The organism is Chlamydia sp. 17-3921, from assembly GCF_902705545.1.
Classification (GTDB): domain Bacteria; phylum Chlamydiota; class Chlamydiia; order Chlamydiales; family Chlamydiaceae; genus Chlamydia.
In genome coordinates this window covers 98858-116883 of the sequence record NZ_CACSHH010000015.1, presented here as the reverse complement: position 1 = coordinate 116883, position 18026 = coordinate 98858, and the positions used below count along the sequence as shown (strand labels likewise).

The following is an 18026-nucleotide window of genomic DNA, read 5'->3' as shown; positions in this document are numbered from 1 at the left end:
ACCAGTCATTTGTAAATGACTTGTCATTAGAGCCTTTCTAAGTACAAATTAAACCTTAATATTGTATATTTCTGCAAGAGTCACATAAGTAGTTGAGAAAGTAGATACGTTATGATTACGCGAACAAAAATTATTTGTACCATAGGACCGGTAACGAATTCTGTAGAGATGCTGACAAAGCTTATTGATGCAGGAATGAATGTTGCTCGATTGAACTTTAGTCATGGATCTCACGAGTCTCATGGGGAGACAATACGTATTCTTAAACAGCTTCGGGAAGAAAAAGAAGTGCCTCTCGCAATTATGTTAGATACTAAAGGTCCTGAAATACGTCTTGGGAGAATTTCTTCTCCTATTCGAGTAACTCAAGGACAAAAAGTTCGCCTTATAGATCAAGATGTCGATGGTTCTATTGAAAATGGAATCTCTCTCCTTCCAAACACAATCTTTCCCTTTGTTCGTGAAGGTTCTCAAGTTCTAATAGATGATGGATACATACATGCTACAGTAGTTGCCTCTAACTCTGATAGCTTAGAATTAGAGTTTCTAAGTGATGGTGAGCTCAAATCACACAAGTCTCTAAGCATAAGAGATATTGATGTGGTTTTGCCTTTTATGACGGATAAGGATATCGCGGATCTAAAGTTTGGCGTAGAACAGGGAATAGATATGATTGCAGCATCGTTTGTACGCTGTAGTGAAGATATTGAAGCTATGCGTAAATGCTTAGAGGACTTTGGTGGTTCTCACATTCCTATCATTGCTAAAATAGAGAATAGATTAGGGGTAGAAAATTTCTTGCAAATTGCCAAACTTGCAGATGGGATTATGATTGCTCGCGGAGATCTTGGTATAGAGCTATCTGTTATGAAAGTTCCGAATTTACAAAAGATGATGGCAAAAATTTCTCGAGAGATGGGACGTTTTTGTGTGATTGCGACACAAATGTTAGAATCTATGATTCGAAATATTTTGCCAACTCGAGCGGAAGTCTCTGATATAGCAAACGCTATATATGATGGAACTTCTGCTGTCATGTTGTCTGGAGAAACCGCTTCTGGCGATTATCCCATTGCTGCGGCGAGAATGATGCATTCTGTGATTCATGAAACAGAGAAAAACTTAGATTATTCTTCTTTCTTATCTCTAGATGATAGTCAGTCTGCTATTAGAGTATCGCCATGTTTAGCTGCTATAGGTTTGTCCGGTATTCAAATTGCCGAGAAAGCTGGAGCTAAGGCTATTATTGTTTATACAGAATCTGGAAATTCTCCTATGTTTCTCTCTAAGTATCGTCCTAAATTCCCTATTATTGCTGTAACTCCAAAATTATCCGTATATTATCGGTTAGCTATTGAATGGGGAGTATACTCAATGCTGACCAAAGAAGTTGATCGTATGGTATGGCGACGTGAGGCTTGTGTATATGGAATAGAACAAGGAATTTTATCAAATTATGATAAGATCCTGGTGCTGAGTCGAGGAGCTTTTATGAAGGAAACAAATAATCTAGCATTGACTGTTGTAAATGATATTTTAGCAAGCTCGATTTCTAATTGATTTCGAAGATTGCTTTTTGAAAAATTTTTTCAATGTGACCTCTAGAGGTGCTTCAGTATAAGGGAGGTTTTTTCTTAAAGACTTCTCAGTATAAATACCTCTAGATCCTGTAGATTTAAAATGTCTGAGTATGTAATTCGAGCAATTTATCAGATCAAAAACTGCAACAAAGCTGTTTGGTAACTTAAGAAGATCTTGGAGATCCTTGAAAAACCAAATGGTGTAACCCGGTACAATATTTTTATTAAGAAGCTCGGCTTCCTTACAGCTTTGTAAAGCTAATGTTAAAGATGCTCCTGAAAATTTTTCAGAGAGACTTTGAAGAAAATTTTGATACTTACCAAGGGAAGATTCTGAGATTATAACAAGAATATGACTGTATCGATATTTCTTTTTAAGTTGAGGAGAAAGTTTTCTTTTCCATCGCTTGTGAATCCACAACCATTGTTCCGGTTTGCTTGCTATTCCTTTTTCTAAGAATCCCATAAGATTATCCATGAGTTTAGAAATAGAATCCTTCATGGGTAAGCTTTTATCTGCATAGAATTTTTTACTGGGAATGACTAGGTAGTCATGAGCTCGTCGATAAACACTGATCGCTAAAACAGGGGCTCCAGTTTTATAAGCTAATAATGCTGGAGATGTTGTTGTAAAAGCTTGCTCTCCAAATAGAGGGTAAGAATATGAAGACATCAGCAATGCCTGATCCCCTACGATACCCACGAGATGTCCTTTTTGCAAAGCTGCAATAGCATGATGAATTCCTCGTTCAGGAGCAACTATTTTACCTTTGTAGATTTCTCTTAAGGAAAAAATTTTTTTATTTAGCCTTTTATTCTTGATGGATTTTGCAAAAGCTAAACCAGGATGGCTTTTCGTAATAAAAAGAAAAGGAAGTTCCCAGTTTGCCTGATGACCACAAAATAAAATGATACCTTGTTGTTTTTCTAATTGATCGAAAGTTTCTGCAAGCTCTTTTGAAGAAAGAATTTCTTGAAGGAGGTATCCTTCCGGTGCGCTGGATAAATCACCTGTTATAGTAATTAGACTATCAATATTTCGTACAAGCTTTTCCATTGTTAACAGTTCTAGCCCTGTTAACATGAGATGTTGTAAAGATTGTTTTGCTAAAAGTCGCCTTTCTTGGAAGGTTTTTTGAGGAAAGGCTAACGCTAAATTGGTTAATGCAGTTTTCCTATAATCTGGAATACAATGAAATGCTAAGAAACCTGTTGTATTCGCAAGCCATCGACAAACATTTCTTGGCAAACATTTACAAAAAGCTATCAACCCTAATGTTGAGTAATAAAGGGGAGCTTCTAAAAGATATTGTTTTGTTTTACGGAAGAATAGCCACATGAATATAAACCCCAGGTCTGTATACCATAGGGTTTGATTAGTAAACAAATAGAAGTAGTTATTATGCAACAGTAGTGCTTAATCGATTATTCGCTTTAAAGCAGCCAGCAGAAAGAGAGCAACTTGTTAAGGACAAAAGAAGAAGAATCGGTGTAATCAAATACATACTTATACCAAGAAATGGGTCTGGTAATTGTAGAACATTTGCACATACGAGACCAAAAGCAACTGCTAAGCCAATAGTAAGAAGGGCAAAAACAATACCACAGATAATGGCTAGTATTTTTTTAGGGGTTGGATTTTCTGAACAACAGAAGGCAGCGTTTAAAAGACATTCTGAACCAGCCCCAAGGCTATTTGTTAGACACATGTGGAACTCCTTTTTTAATATGGGAAAAGATTTTCAAGTAACAAGGAGAAAAAAATAAAGCTCATTTTTTAAAAGGTGAAAGATTGGCCAGAATCACGTATAGATTTACCAATCTTTTTTATAAATGTTTGTTGTTTCTATTGTTTTGGTTTGAATGACAATTTTGTTGTCATGGATTTCCGCGGAAAGATTTAAGAGGGCTCCATCTTCAGTAAAAAGGGCTAATTTCCTTAGATATTCTCGAAAACGATGACGAATGCTGCTCTCATCTATAAGAGCAAGATCATGAAGAATACCGTATTCTTGAGCTATAATAGCTTGTACAAAAGTATCTTCTAAAGTTTTCTCATCAATAAATTCTACAGCCCATCCCAAAGAAGTCTGATTATGGAGTGGAGCCACGACTATTGTGACTGCTATATTATTTTTTACAACATCTAAGAATAATCTACTTACTTCCTTCACATAAAGAGGTATATTAAGCTGAAAGGTTCCTTGATTTAGAACAATCGGATCTCTCGATTCTAAAAAGTACACTTGTGGATTTATTTTTGAAAGATTCTTAACAGGGAAGAATAGAAATACCGGAAGGTTTAAATCTAAATAGACAAAATCTTGTTTTAAAAAGAGTAACCTCAAAAAGTCTGCTTGAGGATCATTAAGACTTATGTAAGTATTTTCAAAAGGAATAAAGATTTTTTTCCATTCTTCTGGAACAGGAAAAATTATTTCATCACGATTTCCTTGAGCTATACGATTTCTTTCTAGTTCCTCAAATGAAACTTTATTAAGATTGAAAGTAAGCTCAAGATTTTGTTCTTTTAATGCGTTAACGTGTTCTTTAGGCCCACTGACTTTTTGATGAAGAATTTTTGGCCAAACATCTAAATACTCGTAACCTTTAGGGGTGCTTCCTATAGGTGTTGTAATCGTTACTGTTATATCTTCTGTTACGTATTGCGTTAAATGAATAAAGAGGTCGTTGGCAGCAATGTGCAATATTCCCTTACTGATATTAGTTTCTTGCTCTAAGCTAACGAGATTATGCTTATTGATAGTTGCTATCCAGCTTTCTGAGTGACCTGCTGCACTAATTACTACTTCTAGGTTAGAGGAGCGTAGCTCTTGAATGGTACTCTTATTCCCTGTAATGGTTAAAGAAACTTTTTTGTTTAATAAACCATTTTTCTGTAAACCTAATACCGTTTGTTCTGCTTCTAAATCAACAATGCGTACAGGAATATTGGTTAAAGTTCGTGTTACTGTAATACTTTGTCCTACGAGAATCCAAATAATAACAGCAAACCCTAAAGAAACTGCTTTTCTAAGCCAATTTTGAATAAATAGACGGAAAAAAATTTTTATCATCTTTTCCAAATCCTAGAAATAAAGGATTTATATTTTGGTTTTTTTGGAGAGAGAATGCTACATAATACAGCTTTAAATTTATCTATTTTCACTCCTCTTGTAAGTAAACCGTCTCGAGATAGTGAAACGTTACCATTTTCTTCAGAGACTGTAATGATAAGAGCATCACTGCGTTGGCTGGCTCCAAGGGCTGCTCTATGACGAGTTCCCATGGATCTAGATAATTGTATTGTATCATGTGCTAAAGGAAGTACAACGCGAGCATAAGCTATTGTTTCCCCTCTGAGAATGACGGCTCCATCGTGTAAGGGAGACGAAGGATCAAAGATAGTTTCAAGTAATTCTTCAGAAAAGTCTGCGTTAATTTTTACAGAGGAAAAGCTTAAATATTCGTCAAAAAGATCTTGTTTTTCTAAAACAACCAAAGCACCAATCTGACGCTCTGACAAATGATAAATACTTGATGTTAAATGCTCAACGAATTGATCTTGTGTGTCTATAGCAAATCTTCTCCCTCGAAATCGTATTCGAGACAAAGCTAAGCGTATTTCAGGTTGAAAAATAATAAAAATAACGATCGCAGAGATGTTGACAACGTGCAACATAAGACGGCGAATAATTGGTAAGTTAAATTTATCTGCGAGAGCAAATAAGAATAAAAAAGCAAGCAATCCGAACACTACGTCCATAGCTCGAGTGCCCCAAAAGAATTTCAATAGGTAGTTGAGTACTGCCCAAATTAAAAGGACTTCTAAAAGAGGGGTTGTGTAAAGCGTAATGTCTTGAGGCATAATGATAGATTCTTTGCTAGAATGCTTCAAAGGAATTCTCGAAGTTCTCCGCAGTTTTCCAGAAGGGGGGATATCCTATATTGTAGCATACTAACAAAAAGGTTAACAGAAAAGCATTTTGTAGTTGCAATAGTTTATTACATACTTCACATTATAAGTTTTTTAATAGTGTATCAATTTGAGGCGATTAATGGATGCTGTGATCTTATCTAGAATACAGTTCGCAATGTTTATCACCTTTCATTACCTTTTTGTCCCATTAAGTTTAGGGTTGAGTATGATGCTTGTTGTTATGGAAGCATTATATCTGATTACAAAGAAAGCTATTTATCAGCAGTTAGTCTGGTTCTGGATCAAAATCTTTTCTTTAACTTTTGTTATTGGTGTTGTCACTGGATTCATGCAGATTTTTTCTTTCGGATCTAATTGGGCAAATTTTTCTGAATATACAGGAAACATTTTTGGTACCCTCTTAGGAAGCGAGGGAGTTTTTGCGTTTTTCTTAGAATCAGGATTTCTTGGAATTTTATTATTTGGAAGGCATAAAGTATCGAAAAAAATGCACTTCTTTTCGACATGTATGGTTGCTTTGGGAGCTCATATGAGTGCCTTTTGGATTATTTGCGCCAATTCATGGATGCAGACTCCTTCAGGTTACGAAATGATTATGCATCAAGGTAAATTCGTTCCTACAATTACTTCTTTCTGGAAGGTTGTCTTTTCTCCTTCTACTATAGATCGTTATATTCATACTGTCTTAGGAACTTGGCTCTCAGGAATATTTTTTGTTATAAGTATTTCTGCTTATTATTTGTGTAAACAGCGTCATCTAGAATTTGCTAGAAAAGGTCTTAAGTTAGGACTCATAGCTTCCGCTATTGTTTTACCTTTACAGCTGTGGTCTGCAGATGTTACTGCTCGCGGAGTTGCTAAAAATCAACCTGCAAAGCTTGCTGCTTTTGAAGGAGTATTTAAAACAGAACCTTATAGTCCTATATGGTTATTCGGTTACGTAGATGTTAAAAATGAAAAAGTCATAGGTTTACGTGTTCCAGGAGGATTATCTTTCCTTGTTCATAGAAATGTCAAAACTCCTGTTATTGGTTTAGATCGAATTCCTAAAGATGAGTGGCCTAACGTGCAAGCTGTTTTTCAGTTTTATCATTTAATGGTTATGTTATGGGGCGTTATGGTTGTCTTAACTTTTATTGGTTGGAGAGCTTATAAGAGGAAGCGTTGGGCTCTTTCTCGCTTTTTCCTATTTTTATTAACTTTTTCAGTTGTTGTTCCACAGCTCTGTAATGAGTGTGGATGGTGCTCTGCAGAAATGGGAAGACAGCCTTGGGTTGTGCAAGGATTATTGAAGACAAAAGATGCGGTGTCTCCAACGCTTGAAGTAAAACAAGTTCTTCAATCGTTAATCATGTTTGGTCTCGTTTTTACATGTCTTTTGTCGTTATTTTTATACCTTTTGTGTAAAAAGGTGAAAGAAGGTCCAGATGATAATGATCTTATAGATGTAGAACTTTCTTAAACTAGGAATTTTTATGGTATTTTCTTTAACAGAAACTCTACCTGTAATTTGGTATTTCATTTTAAGCGTAGCCGTTTTTGCTTATGCTTTAGGAGATGGATTTGACCTAGGTTTTGGAGTAATTTATCCTTTAGCTAGAGGAGAGCAGGAACGTCGTTTTTTATTGAATTCTATCGGTCCTGTCTGGGATGGTAACGAGGTTTGGTTGATTATTGTTGTTGGGGGTTTATTTGCAGGATTTCCGCCAGCATATACCTTGCTTTTAACAATTTTTTATATGCCTGTATGGACCCTAGTTATGATATTTATTCTACGTGGATGTTCTTTGGAGTTCCGTAGTAAAGTAGAAGCTCCTGCATGGAAATTTTTTTGGGACACAGTGTTTGTCGTTTCTAGCATTGCCCTTAGCTTTTTTTTAGGAACTTTTGCTGGTAATATTGTTTTAGGATTACCTATTGCTCCAGATACATCGTACTCATCAGTATCGTGGTTGCTCTTTTTTAGGCCGTATGCTGTTTTATGTGGTGCCGTTCTTACAAGTGCTTTTGCTGTCCATGGTGCCTGTTTTGCTTTAATGAAAACTTCAGGAGAGCTACATACACGTATAAAACATCGCTTCCCTTTTATATTATCAGCTCTTTTTGTTTGCTATTTCTTATTGTTAGTTGCAAGTATTGGAACTATGTCTGAACGTTTCGATTCTTTCCCAACCTATCCGCTATTTATTCTTCTTATTGCTTTTACATGTTGTTTTTGCGTTGCTGCAAAAACAAGTGTGAAACAAGAACGCTATGGTTTAGCTTTTCTCTATTCTACTTTAAATTTATTAATGTTAATCCTTGCTGCTATCTTAATGACCTTCCCAAACATTCTATTATCAACTATTGATTCGCAATACAGCTGTACGATTTACAATACTGTAGTAAACATTAAGACTTTGAAAAGCTTATGTGGTATCATTCTTGTTGGATTGCCTTTAATTATTACTTACGGTGTCTTTGTTTATCGTGTGTTTAGAGGAAAAACAAATTTCCCTTCTATTTATTAATTTAAGGCTTCTTGAATATGTAAAACGTAGTGTGCTGGGAAAGCAAAGTGATTATTTGGGCGAGATACAGCTTCTACAGTAACTCGCTTTCCAATCCAGTCTTTAAGATTGATTTTAGTTGCATATAGGAATGTGAGGACTTGCTCATTGTCTCTAAGAATATAGTCTCCAGGATTGTTTTTGACTACATGAGAATATGTTTCCAATACGCCTGTGAAAACTTGTTTGTGATGTTTATACTCTTCTCGGTAAAAATCTTCTTGAGTTAATTCTTTAGGGCTATTTTGCATACTTGCCCAAATTTTAAAAAGAGCGTGTTCAAGACTTTCCCTTCCTTTAGAAAGAGGTTGTGAGCTTAAGAGTGTTTGTTTTCGAATATGTTGAGACAATAAAGAGGTTTTAGGAGCATTTTCTAATGAAGAAAGGCTTGAAGAAGAGGTTTCGGAGTCTTTAATATTGGATTGATTCTCGGAAAAGGATTCCTGTTTTGTCAAAGACTTTGCAAGATATGCATCTTGAATTTTCTCAAGAGCAGATTGTATTATAGCTTGTAATCCAGAGATATCTGAAAATTCATCTGATTGTAGTTGGTTAATTTTTTTGTAAATTGCTTCTAAATCTATATCTTTAAGATCCTTTTCTAATTCAATATTAGCAAATTTCACTGCAGAATCTAAGATATCCAAAGCTATTTTTTTTTGACATTCAAGTTTTTGATACAGATCTATAGAACCTTTGTGAGAAACAAAATTCTTAGCAACATAGAAGGCACATTGATCTGGAAGAGAAATTTCTAGCCATTTTCCATGAGGCTGCTCAGAAGTTATGAACACTGAAGTTCCTCGAGATAGGCGTACCAATACTGGAGAAGATGTCGTCGGTTCTAAACGTACATTGACTTGCTCTCCCTCAATCTTATTATCTAAGACAAAGGTACGAAATACGTATCCTTTTAGATCATGTGGTGCAGAAACTATATAGTAGTCTTTACTTTCGCCAATGACAGCAACAAGCTCACCTTTAGAGAATTCTTTAATGATAGTACTGTCAGTCTGCGGTGCTAAGCGCATACGAACACGGTTGCCTTTGATTTCTCCAGTGAAGGGTGAAAAAGACAAAGCTTCCCTAGTTATAGAAAATTTAGAATCAACGACGTTTGCATCTGCAGGATGTACTACCCCTAGAACTAAAAGAAGCATAGAAATTAAGAATGCTCTCACGCTTTTACCCCTACAATATATTCGCATTAGCAACCGACAATAGAAAGATACCGCCTACCGCTAAGGAGGCTTTAACCCCCAAAAAAGAATTATATCGACTTAAGGGAAAAAGTCAATTGTCATACTGAAAGCTGAAATATTCATCTTTTATGTATAAAGCACTGCTTTCAAGTGTTCGCAATTGGGCTCTCCACAAGTGCAACCAATAGGAGGACCTAGATATACACTGAATTGTTCTTTTGGGTTTAAAGGATCAGAAACTATATAGAGTTTGTCTCCACTTTGAATAATATCCCAAGTTCGAAACGTCAAATCCTGATCAGAAACAACAATGCTGTCTTCTTCGTGAATCACACGTCCTATTTGACAATGCATACAATTGCAGTGAGGCTCTGGCTTGGGAAGAAGGGATGGAGTATTTCCAGACAATGTACGGATGATATTTGCTATCTTTTCTAAAACATCAGCAGGAGCATCGGGATGATCTTTGTGTTCTGGAGTATGTTGAAGAATTGCTTCTATTGGGTTTTCTACCGCGAATAAGGGTGAGATTAAATTTTTAGGTGAAAGCAGCTGAATATCAGAGTTTTTAGTGAGTTGCTGTAATACACCCATTAACATGCCAAATTTGTCATCTTCTCGAATTAATTCGTCTTTATTGGTTTGAGATGTTTCAAGATAAAGCAGATGTTCATGGAAAGCGATATCAATAATTGATTGGTCTAAATTAGGAATAGAAATCACTTTGCCGTCGATCAGGTGAAGTTTTAATGTCGCCTGTCCTTGAACATCTCCTTCTTGAGACTCAATAAAGGCTATTTGATTCCATCGAGCGGAAATAAAAGGAGGAATACAGATAAGTTGATCATTGATTTTGACTTTCATAGAAGCCTCTGGAGTAAGTCTACGGTAGTTGCTTTTTAATTTATTGTAGTGAGCTCTTCTTTTTTTGACAATAAATTAGCAGTCACTTATTACGATTGCCAATTCTTTTGAAAAAATATTTCGTTTTTAGATGTAAAGAATGCTGTTGTTTTTAATCAAGAGACCATAAAAAGAGAGCAGTTATTCATTTTGAATTAGTAGATTCCAGTTTTTATATTGTAAATAAAATTTTTATGATAGGCAATTTCTATGAAGAAAACAGTGGTTATTGATACAAGTGTTTTTATTTACGATCCTGAAGCCTTATTCTCTTTTGAAAATACACAAATAATCATTCCTTTTACAGTGTTAGAAGAGTTAGAAAGCATTTGTAAATTCCGAGACGAGTCTGCAAGAAATGCTTCTCGAGCTTTAAGCCTTATTCGTTTTTTATTAGAGAGTTCGGAAAACACTGCTTCGCAGGGAATTTCTATGAAAAATGGAAGTTTATTGCGCATAGAAGTTCCTTCTCCATCCTTAAACAGAGAAGAAAACAAAAGAAAGTTACAAACATTAGAACTACTTAAATTCATTTTTGAACGCGAACCAATGGTTTTTATAACAAAAAGCTTAGGGCGACGGGTTCGTGCAGAATCTTTAGGAATAGAATCTAGAGATTATGAAAACAAACGGTTTTCATTTCGATCTTTATATCGAGGTTATCGAGAACTTCAAGTGTCAAAAGATATTATAGAAGCTTTTTATAAGACAGGTTTTTGTGATCTTCCTTTGGATATAAATCCTTCTCCTAATGAGTATTTTTTTCTTTCTGGAGGAGAAAACTTTTTTGCTTTAGGGCGATATCACGTTGGAGAAGGTAAAATTGTTGCTTTGAAAGCTCTTCCTGATACTATTTGGGGGATAAAGCCTTTGAATGCCGAACAAAGGTGTGCCTTGGATCTGCTTTTACGAGATGATGTAAAACTTGTAACTCTGATTGGTCAGGCGGGTTCAGGGAAAACTATACTAGCTTTAGCTGCAGCTATGCATATGATCTTTGATAAAGAAGATTACAATAAAGTTTTAGTAAGTCGTCCTATTGTTCCTATGGGGAAGGATATTGGTTTTCTCCCTGGATTGAAAGAAGAGAAGCTTTTGCATTGGATGCAGCCTATCTATGATAATATGGAATTTTTATTCAATCTCAATGGTATGGGAGATTTCTTTGAAACACTGCATTCTTTGATGGATGCAAAAAAATTGGAGATGGAGGCTTTAACTTATATTCGTGGGCGATCTTTACCCAATGCTTTTATTATCATCGATGAAGCTCAGAATCTTACTCCTCATGAAATCAAAACAATTATTTCTCGAGCAGGAAAAGGAACAAAAATTGTTCTAACTGGGGATCCTACACAAATTGATAGTGCATACTTTGATGAAAACTCAAATGGGCTCACTTATCTTGTCGGTAAGTTTCATCATCTAGTTTTATATGGACACATGTTCATGTCTAGAACAGAGCGTTCGGAGCTCGCAGCAGCAGCAGCAGCAATTTTGTAAAATTAACCACTACTTCTGATTATCCAAAAATTATATCTATATCGTTTTTGTTATGTGGGAAAGGAGCCTGTTCTGGTGTAAGAGGGGGAATGAGTTGCTCAGGTTCTTTTTGCTTTCTACAGCATGTAATTAAGAAATTTTTTATTATGGAAATAATTTTCATAAATCCTACAAAAATATAATACAATCCCTTTACTCCAAAGCATTCAAGCCATGCGTGAAAGTAGATTTTTGGAAGTTGTTCTCGAATCGTAGAGCAAGGTTCCATCTGACAATGGTCTCCTAGATAGCCAGTACGGATCAGGAGGCTTGTTTTAAGAGTAGAAATACCTATAAAAGTGCGAATTCCGTAATTTATACTAAGGACAGGAATATAACTTAGAAATTCTTCAAGACAATTTCGATATAAAGGATTTTGTAGCGGAAGATTTATAGAGTTTCCAGAAACTGCACACCCTTTGGAATTATGACGGTGATTCACCATGAAAACACTAGATGAAGTTACCTGCATAACTGCTCTTGTCGGGTTTTGATCGTTTTGTGATAAAGCTTACCTAAAAACATAACTTTTTCCTAGGAGCTTTCAGGCTAAAGCCTTTTTATAATTTTCTTAGATGATGGAGGTGGAGAGACTCGAACTCTCGTCCTTGATAAACTCCATGAAAATTTCTACATGCTTAGCTCTTAATTGATTACGTTAGTTTCCTTAGATAAGAGCAACTATAGTAACTAACGACTCTCAGAAGTTTCGAAAAAGTTTTCTTGAGAATTAGAGAAAACCAATTCTAACCAGATAGATGACGGTGTTTCACAAACCTCTGGTAGAGCTCATGAACACCGGGTTATCTAGAGATTATCTAAATAACAACTTTTGCTAATTAAGCAGCAACTTTATCTTCGCAAGAAGCGAGATCGAAGAAGTTGATAATTTCGCAATCAGCCTTAGGTTCGGCATTTATTGTTTTGTTGGCTTTTTAGGAGGCCAGCCAACCCCCTCCGCATGCAATTAACACTTTATTTTCAAGTCGAAACCTATACACCCCCAAGAATATATTAAATCTTTTGTTGTTTTTACACAACCAAGCATAAATTATCTAGTGATACTCGAATCTGGACGAAAACTTTAAAAAACTTTAACCTTAAGTGAATTTTTAATCTATGACTATCTTGCGAGCAAGCATGACTATGGAAGAAAGCTGCAAAGGAAACTTTGCTGCAAGGGAAGAAAGTATCTTAGATTTTTGGAAAACTCATGATATTTTTTTTAAATCTCTAAATAATCGCTTAGGAAAACCTCTTTACTCCTTTTATGATGGACCACCCTTTGCTACGGGGTTACCTCATTATGGCCACTTATTGGCTAGTACTCTTAAAGATGTTGTGAGTCGATATGCGACTATGCAAGGATATTATGTTCCACGTCGTTTTGGTTGGGATTGTCATGGGGTTCCTGTAGAGTATGAGGTTGAGAAAACGCTTGAGCTCACTTCTCCAGGGGCTATAGAAAATTTTGGAATAGGCGCGTTTAATGAAGAATGTCGGAAAATAGTTTTCCGCTATGTCCATGAATGGGAAAATTACATTCAACGGTTAGGACGTTGGGTAGATTTTTCCTCTACTTGGAAAACCATGGATCTTTCTTTTATGGAAAGTGTTTGGTGGGTTTTCAAATCTCTCTACGAACAAGGTCTTATTTATGAGGGAACTAAAGTTGTCCCATTTTCTACCAAACTAGGGACACCTTTATCAAATTTTGAAGCTGGTCAAAATTATAAAGAAGTAAATGATCCTTCAGTAGTTCTCAAATTTGCTTTATGTGGAGATGCTGCATCTCTTCTTGTTTGGACAACAACGCCGTGGACTTTAATTTCCAATATGGCTGTTGCTGTTGGAGAGGGAATAACCTATGTTCGTATTGAAGATAAAAAAACTAAAGAGCAATGGATTTTAGGTCAGGGATGCTTGCCTCGATGGTTTTCTAATCCTGAATCCTTTGTAGTTTTAGATAAATTTTCTGGCGTAGAGTTGGTTGGAAAGTGTTATGAGCCGCCATTTTCTTATTTCGAAAATAAAAGAAAAGAAGGTGCGTTTAAAGTACTTTCTGGGCCCTTTGTTGAAGAAAGTGAGGGGACTGGAGTCGTACACATGGCTCCAGCTTTTGGTGAAGCCGACTTTTTTGTTTGTAAAGATCATGATGTTCCTATGGTTTGTCCAGTGGACGATCATGGATGTTTTACAGAAGAGATTCCTGAATACAGTGGGCAGTATATAAAAAATACTGATAAGAACATAATTACGTCTCTAAAGGTTGCTAATAAAATTTTCTATCAAGGAACAATTAAACATCGATATCCTTTTTGTTGGAGGACAGACACTCCTTTAATCTACAAAGCTGTCAATTCCTGGTTTGTTGCTGTTGAGCAAATTAAAGAGAAAATGCTTAAAGCAAACTCTCAAATTCATTGGGTTCCTAACTATCTTAAAGAAGGTCGTTTTGGGAAATGGCTGAAAGGCGCTAGAGATTGGGCTATTAGTAGGAATCGTTATTGGGGAACACCTATTCCTATTTGGAAAAGTAGTGATGGAGAAACTCTTGTTATAGGTTCTATTCAAGAGCTAGAGGCATTATCTGGAGAAAAAATAGAAGATCTTCATAGGCACTTTATAGATCATTTAAAAATTGTAAAAAACGGGAAAACATTTTTTAGAATACCTTATGTATTTGATTGTTGGTTTGATTCTGGAGCTATGCCTTATGCTCAGAATCATTATCCTTTCGAGAACAAGCAAGCAACCGAAGAAGCCTTTCCTGCAGATTTTATTTCTGAAGGGTTAGACCAAACTCGAGGATGGTTTTATACTCTTACAGTAATTGCTGCAGCACTTTTTGATCGTCCGGCATTTCGTAATGTTATTGTGAATGGGATTGTCTTGGCTAAAGATGGCAATAAGATGTCCAAGCGTTTAAGTAATTACCCAAGTCCAAAATTTATTTTAGATACATACGGAGCAGATGCTTTACGATTATATTTGCTACATAGTGTCGTTGTAAAAGCTGAAGATCTTCGTTTCTCTGATAAGGGGGTTGAAAGTGTTTTAAAGCTTGTTTTACTCCCATTAACTAACGTTTTATCCTTTTATAAAATTTACTCAAATTTATACGGATTTGATCCTAAAACTCCAGATCAAGAACTTATATATACTGAAATGGATTCATGGATCTTATCAAATTTGTACAGTGTTGTTGGCAAAGTCCGTGCTGGAATGAAGGAGTATAATCTAAACTCTGCTGTGGAGCCTTTTGTTGCATTTATTGAAGATTTAACAAATTGGTACATTCGACGTAGTCGAAGGCGTTTTTGGGAGTCTGAAGATTCTCCAGATAGGAGAGCTGCTTTTGCTACCTTGTATGAAGTGCTTTTTGTTTTCTGTAAGGTGATAGCTCCTTTTGTTCCTTTTATTGCCGAAGATATTTTCCAGCAGTTAAAGACTGCTGGTGAAGAAGAATCTGTGCATCTTTGTGATTTCCCCGAGGTTATAGATTCAAAGATCTTGGTAGATTTAGAACAGCGTATGCAGGATGTTAGAGAAATTGTTGGGCTTGGCCATTCTTTAAGAAAAGAGCATAAGTTAAAAGTGCGTCAACCCTTGGCAAATTTTTACATTGTAGGACCACGGGAAAGGTTAGATGCTTTGTCTACTTTTGAATCTTTGATCTTAGAAGAATTGAATGTAAAAAATATCATTTTTTATAAAGAGACTCCCAATTTTGTTACTACAACAGTTAAACCTAATTTCCGTGTTTTGGGTAAGAAAGTTGGATCTAAGATGCGCGAAATTCAGATAGCTTTAGAAGAGTTACCAGAAGATGCAATTTATTTTTTGACTCATGGAAAAAGCTACACTTTGGTACTCGGTAATGAAGAAATTATCCTAGGTCCTGAGGATGTTATAATATGTCTTCAAACTCAACAGGGCTATATTGCTCGTAGCTCTGGAATATTTTCCGTTGTTTTAGATTGCCAGTTGTCAGAGGAGCTTATTATTGAAGCCATTGCGAGAGAGCTTGTTAATAAGATCAATACAATGCGTCGCCAACTTCAACTACATGTTTCAGATCGCATCTCTTTAAAATTATTTACTTCTGAAAAAGTACAAAAAGCGTTTTTGCAATATGAACCTTATATTTGTGAAGAGACGTTAACAACAACATATGAATTTGTCTCGGAACCAAACGATCAAGGTGTAGATTGGGATATCAATGGATACCCCACTAATATTACTATCTCAGTTAGCGTTAGAGCTGATCCCAAAGTTTCATATCAAGAACCTACTGTTATGGGTGAATTTTTGGATCTTGGGGATTCTCACTTTTAGGAAATAATCGGCGTTTTCTTTGATAAAAGAAGTAGCATATAGAAGAAAGCACTATTACTAAAGCTGTTCCATTGACCAGGTATCCTGGTAGAGCTTTCGGAGATAAAACGTTAGAAAGTCTTCCAAAGTGACTTAAAGGCCAAAATGTCCATAAGGGAGTGCCTAACAGGTTTTCTACAGGGACAAATCCAAATTCACGACTGTCAGCGCTCATGGGATAGTTATCTCCTAAAACTAAAACATGACCTTCTGGGATTTTAAGGCCAAAATTATAAATAAACTCTTTAAAGAGTTCAGGATTTTTTGGTGGAGAGCCGCGATCTATAAAAGCTATATAAGGCTGAGTCGGAGATGATACTTCTTGTTTTGCTTTTTCAGATTCTATAAATTTTTGCAAAGTTGGGTCATTTTCTATGAAAATCGGAGAATCCATAATGTATAGGTTCCCCTGATTAAAAAAGGCGTACCGGTTTGGTAAGGGAGCTTGTTGTGGATTCGTAGGTGTAAAAATGGAGCTAAAGCTGACTCCGCAGTTAAAAAGTTCTATGACCTGAGCATTACTAAGTTTTGTTAACGAGTGCGTTGGCTTAAGTTTATAGCGAATGCCTCCGAAACCAATTTGATACGCTTCTCCTTTGGAAAATTCGTAGCAACCATTAGGAACCTTCGGCAACGCAAGTGCGAAAGTTTTTGCCGAAGAGCTAATTTTAAATGGTTGATATTTATATGCTAACCCTTGAGACACAATAAAACGAGAGGTTGTTAGGTTCTTTCGGATAAGGTGAAGATGCTCCTTTCTTAAAGGGAGTAGTGTTTTCATAGGATGAATAGTTGGAATCAGTTGATGCCCTTTATTATAGTGACGTAAGAGTGGTGGTGGATAAGAGAGATTCGGAGTGTGGCAAATTTCCAGGTAAGCTTGTGTTTTGTCGCTATTTGTTGGTAGAGGATGTGCTTTAAGAGCTTGTTTTTTTGTGAGAATTCGAACCATAGCATAGTGCCGCATCCCAAATAAATCCGCATAACTTGCTGGCTTCGGAAGAGATTCTTTTAAATTATTAGGGATGTCATCATACCATGCTTTATCGTAAAAGAATTGACCGTATGCGCTTTCTTGTGGAAAAATTATTTTTCCACAAGGCTGATTCATTTGTTTGAATGTAATGGACGTTTGAGTATCCGACGAAGAAATATTTGTCGTACCGTCAAAGCAAATATAGGGGACATGATAAAGCTGATCCAAATCTTTTTCTAAGAGGTAGTTTATAGGATCCCCATTAACATCTAAGCCGTAAAGTTTCCCCCCATAAAAGTATAAAATATCCCCGGGCTTGCCCATACAACGTTTAACATACCGTTTTTTCCCAGAGATGAATCCAAAATATTTTGTATCAGAATCAGGAATGGGAAGTCCTCCAACAGTAAAAACTACAAGACTTCCACGTGAAATGGCCTTCGGGGAGAATCCCCAAGGTTTTTTTATAAAAGGGCAATGTAAACCAAAAGTCGTTTTAGAAACAATAATGCGATCTTGCTCCAAAATAGTGGGGCGCATTGAACCTGTAGGAACTTCATAAAGTTCAAACCAAAATTGCCTTATGAGAAAAGCGACTACAGCTGCAAAGAAAATCGCTTTAGCAAATTCGAAAACTTTCCTAGAGAAAGATATCGGAAATCTTTTACAAAAAGCCTGTGCTTGTTGAGCTAATAATGCTGCAGTTTCTGTATCTTGTTGAAAAATAGTTTCTTCTAATTGTGATAGTAACTGTTGGAGATATTGATATTTTTCAGGGGACTTTATTAAGCTTTTTGTTTTAAGGAGTCTATAGGCTCTGTGAAGAGTTTGACGGCTTTTACGTAAGGAATAATTCTTCATGGAAAAAGGTTGAATTCGTAGTTCTTTATTTTGAAATCTTACCTGCGATTTAATCGCAGATCATTACTGCTTCTACTAGTTTTATAACATTCAAAA

At 35.9% G+C, this 18026-nt stretch carries 13 protein-coding genes and 1 other RNA gene; 5 read left to right on the top strand and 9 right to left on the bottom strand.

Features of this window, described 5'->3' with window-relative positions:
- The first annotated feature begins 111 nt into the window (after positions 1-111).
- On the top strand, positions 112-1560 hold the full coding sequence (pyk, locus tag JMS40_RS04300; protein WP_201457041.1) for a pyruvate kinase: 1449 nt from the start codon (positions 112-114) through the stop codon (positions 1558-1560).
- Here pyk and JMS40_RS04295 read toward each other — a convergent pair.
- The 4 genes from JMS40_RS04295 to cdaA all read right to left on the bottom strand — a co-directional run bounded on the left by JMS40_RS04295 (position 1537) and on the right by cdaA (position 5448).
- Positions 1537-2919 (bottom strand): lipid A biosynthesis lauroyl acyltransferase, encoded by a 1383-nt coding sequence (locus tag JMS40_RS04295; RefSeq protein WP_201457040.1) that lies wholly within the window; start codon positions 2917-2919, stop codon positions 1537-1539. The genes pyk and JMS40_RS04295 overlap by 24 nt on opposite strands.
- A gap of 61 nt (positions 2920-2980) precedes the next feature.
- The gene (locus tag JMS40_RS04290) at positions 2981-3289 is read right to left on the bottom strand and encodes a hypothetical protein (protein WP_201457039.1); all 309 of its coding nucleotides are present in this window, start codon (positions 3287-3289) and stop codon (positions 2981-2983) included.
- A gap of 105 nt (positions 3290-3394) precedes the next feature.
- Positions 3395-4657, bottom strand: a complete 1263-nt coding sequence (locus JMS40_RS04285; RefSeq protein WP_201457038.1) for a hypothetical protein — start codon at positions 4655-4657, stop codon at positions 3395-3397.
- Positions 4654-5448 carry a diadenylate cyclase CdaA gene (gene cdaA, locus JMS40_RS04280; RefSeq protein ID WP_201457037.1) on the bottom strand — a complete coding sequence of 265 codons (795 nt, stop codon included), beginning with the start codon at positions 5446-5448 and terminating at the stop codon, positions 4654-4656. Before cdaA ends, JMS40_RS04285 begins: the two co-directional genes overlap by 4 nt.
- A 190-nt stretch (positions 5449-5638) precedes the next feature.
- Between cdaA and JMS40_RS04275 the strand changes: the two genes are divergently transcribed.
- Together JMS40_RS04275 and cydB are read left to right on the top strand one after the other, a co-directional pair.
- Positions 5639-6982: a cytochrome ubiquinol oxidase subunit I gene (locus JMS40_RS04275; protein ID WP_201457036.1), complete on the top strand. Its 1344-nt coding sequence runs from the start codon at positions 5639-5641 to the stop codon at positions 6980-6982.
- Between the two features lie 13 nt (positions 6983-6995).
- Positions 6996-8030 (top strand): cytochrome d ubiquinol oxidase subunit II, encoded by a 1035-nt coding sequence (gene cydB, locus JMS40_RS04270; RefSeq protein WP_201457035.1) that lies wholly within the window; start codon positions 6996-6998, stop codon positions 8028-8030.
- Here cydB and JMS40_RS04265 read toward each other — a convergent pair.
- Both JMS40_RS04265 and JMS40_RS04260 read right to left on the bottom strand, forming a co-directional pair.
- On the bottom strand, positions 8027-9250 hold the full coding sequence (locus JMS40_RS04265; protein ID WP_236558951.1) for an SH3 domain-containing protein: 1224 nt from the start codon (positions 9248-9250) through the stop codon (positions 8027-8029). The two genes, cydB and JMS40_RS04265, sit on opposite strands and share 4 nt — an antisense overlap.
- A gap of 147 nt (positions 9251-9397) precedes the next feature.
- Complete coding sequence (locus tag JMS40_RS04260) at positions 9398-10135, bottom strand: hypothetical protein (protein WP_201457034.1); 738 nt, start codon at positions 10133-10135, stop codon at positions 9398-9400.
- A 249-nt stretch (positions 10136-10384) separates the two neighbouring features.
- Between JMS40_RS04260 and JMS40_RS04255 the strand changes: the two genes are divergently transcribed.
- On the top strand, positions 10385-11677 hold the full coding sequence (locus tag JMS40_RS04255) for a PhoH family protein (protein WP_201457033.1): 1293 nt from the start codon (positions 10385-10387) through the stop codon (positions 11675-11677).
- A gap of 19 nt (positions 11678-11696) precedes the next feature.
- Here the strand turns inward: JMS40_RS04255 and JMS40_RS04250 are convergent, their stop codons facing one another.
- Positions 11697-12188 (bottom strand): hypothetical protein, encoded by a 492-nt coding sequence (locus tag JMS40_RS04250; protein WP_201457032.1) that lies wholly within the window; start codon positions 12186-12188, stop codon positions 11697-11699.
- 104 nt (positions 12189-12292) lie between these two features.
- Positions 12293-12721: a transfer-messenger RNA gene (gene ssrA, locus JMS40_RS04245) on the bottom strand.
- 141 nt (positions 12722-12862) lie between these two features.
- Here ssrA and ileS point away from each other — a divergent pair.
- Positions 12863-16054, top strand: a complete 3192-nt coding sequence (gene ileS / locus JMS40_RS04240; protein WP_370545340.1) for an isoleucine--tRNA ligase — start codon at positions 12863-12865, stop codon at positions 16052-16054.
- Here the strand turns inward: ileS and lepB are convergent.
- Positions 16014-17930 (bottom strand): signal peptidase I, encoded by a 1917-nt coding sequence (gene lepB, locus JMS40_RS04235; protein WP_201457031.1) that lies wholly within the window; start codon positions 17928-17930, stop codon positions 16014-16016. The two genes, ileS and lepB, sit on opposite strands and share 41 nt — an antisense overlap.
- Positions 17931-18026: the final 96 nt, after the last annotated feature.

Bases quoted from the DNA above. Each gene is read 5' to 3' on its own strand.
- pyk (WP_201457041.1), top strand. From the start codon at position 112: ATGATTACGCGAACAAAAATTATTTGTACCATAGGACCGGTAACGAAT.
- JMS40_RS04295 (WP_201457040.1), bottom strand. From the start codon at position 2,919: ATGTGGCTATTCTTCCGTAAAACAAAACAATATCTTTTAGAAGCTCCC.
- JMS40_RS04290 (WP_201457039.1), bottom strand. From the start codon at position 3,289: ATGTGTCTAACAAATAGCCTTGGGGCTGGTTCAGAATGTCTTTTAAAC.
- JMS40_RS04285 (WP_201457038.1), bottom strand. From the start codon at position 4,657: ATGATAAAAATTTTTTTCCGTCTATTTATTCAAAATTGGCTTAGAAAA.
- cdaA (WP_201457037.1), bottom strand. From the start codon at position 5,448: ATGCCTCAAGACATTACGCTTTACACAACCCCTCTTTTAGAAGTCCTT.
- JMS40_RS04275 (WP_201457036.1), top strand. From the start codon at position 5,639: ATGGATGCTGTGATCTTATCTAGAATACAGTTCGCAATGTTTATCACC.
- cydB (WP_201457035.1), top strand. From the start codon at position 6,996: ATGGTATTTTCTTTAACAGAAACTCTACCTGTAATTTGGTATTTCATT.
- JMS40_RS04260 (WP_201457034.1), bottom strand. From the start codon at position 10,135: ATGAAAGTCAAAATCAATGATCAACTTATCTGTATTCCTCCTTTTATT.
- JMS40_RS04255 (WP_201457033.1), top strand. From the start codon at position 10,385: ATGAAGAAAACAGTGGTTATTGATACAAGTGTTTTTATTTACGATCCT.
- JMS40_RS04250 (WP_201457032.1), bottom strand. From the start codon at position 12,188: ATGCAGGTAACTTCATCTAGTGTTTTCATGGTGAATCACCGTCATAAT.
- ileS (WP_370545340.1), top strand. From the start codon at position 12,863: ATGGAAGAAAGCTGCAAAGGAAACTTTGCTGCAAGGGAAGAAAGTATC.
- lepB (WP_201457031.1), bottom strand. From the start codon at position 17,930: ATGAAGAATTATTCCTTACGTAAAAGCCGTCAAACTCTTCACAGAGCC.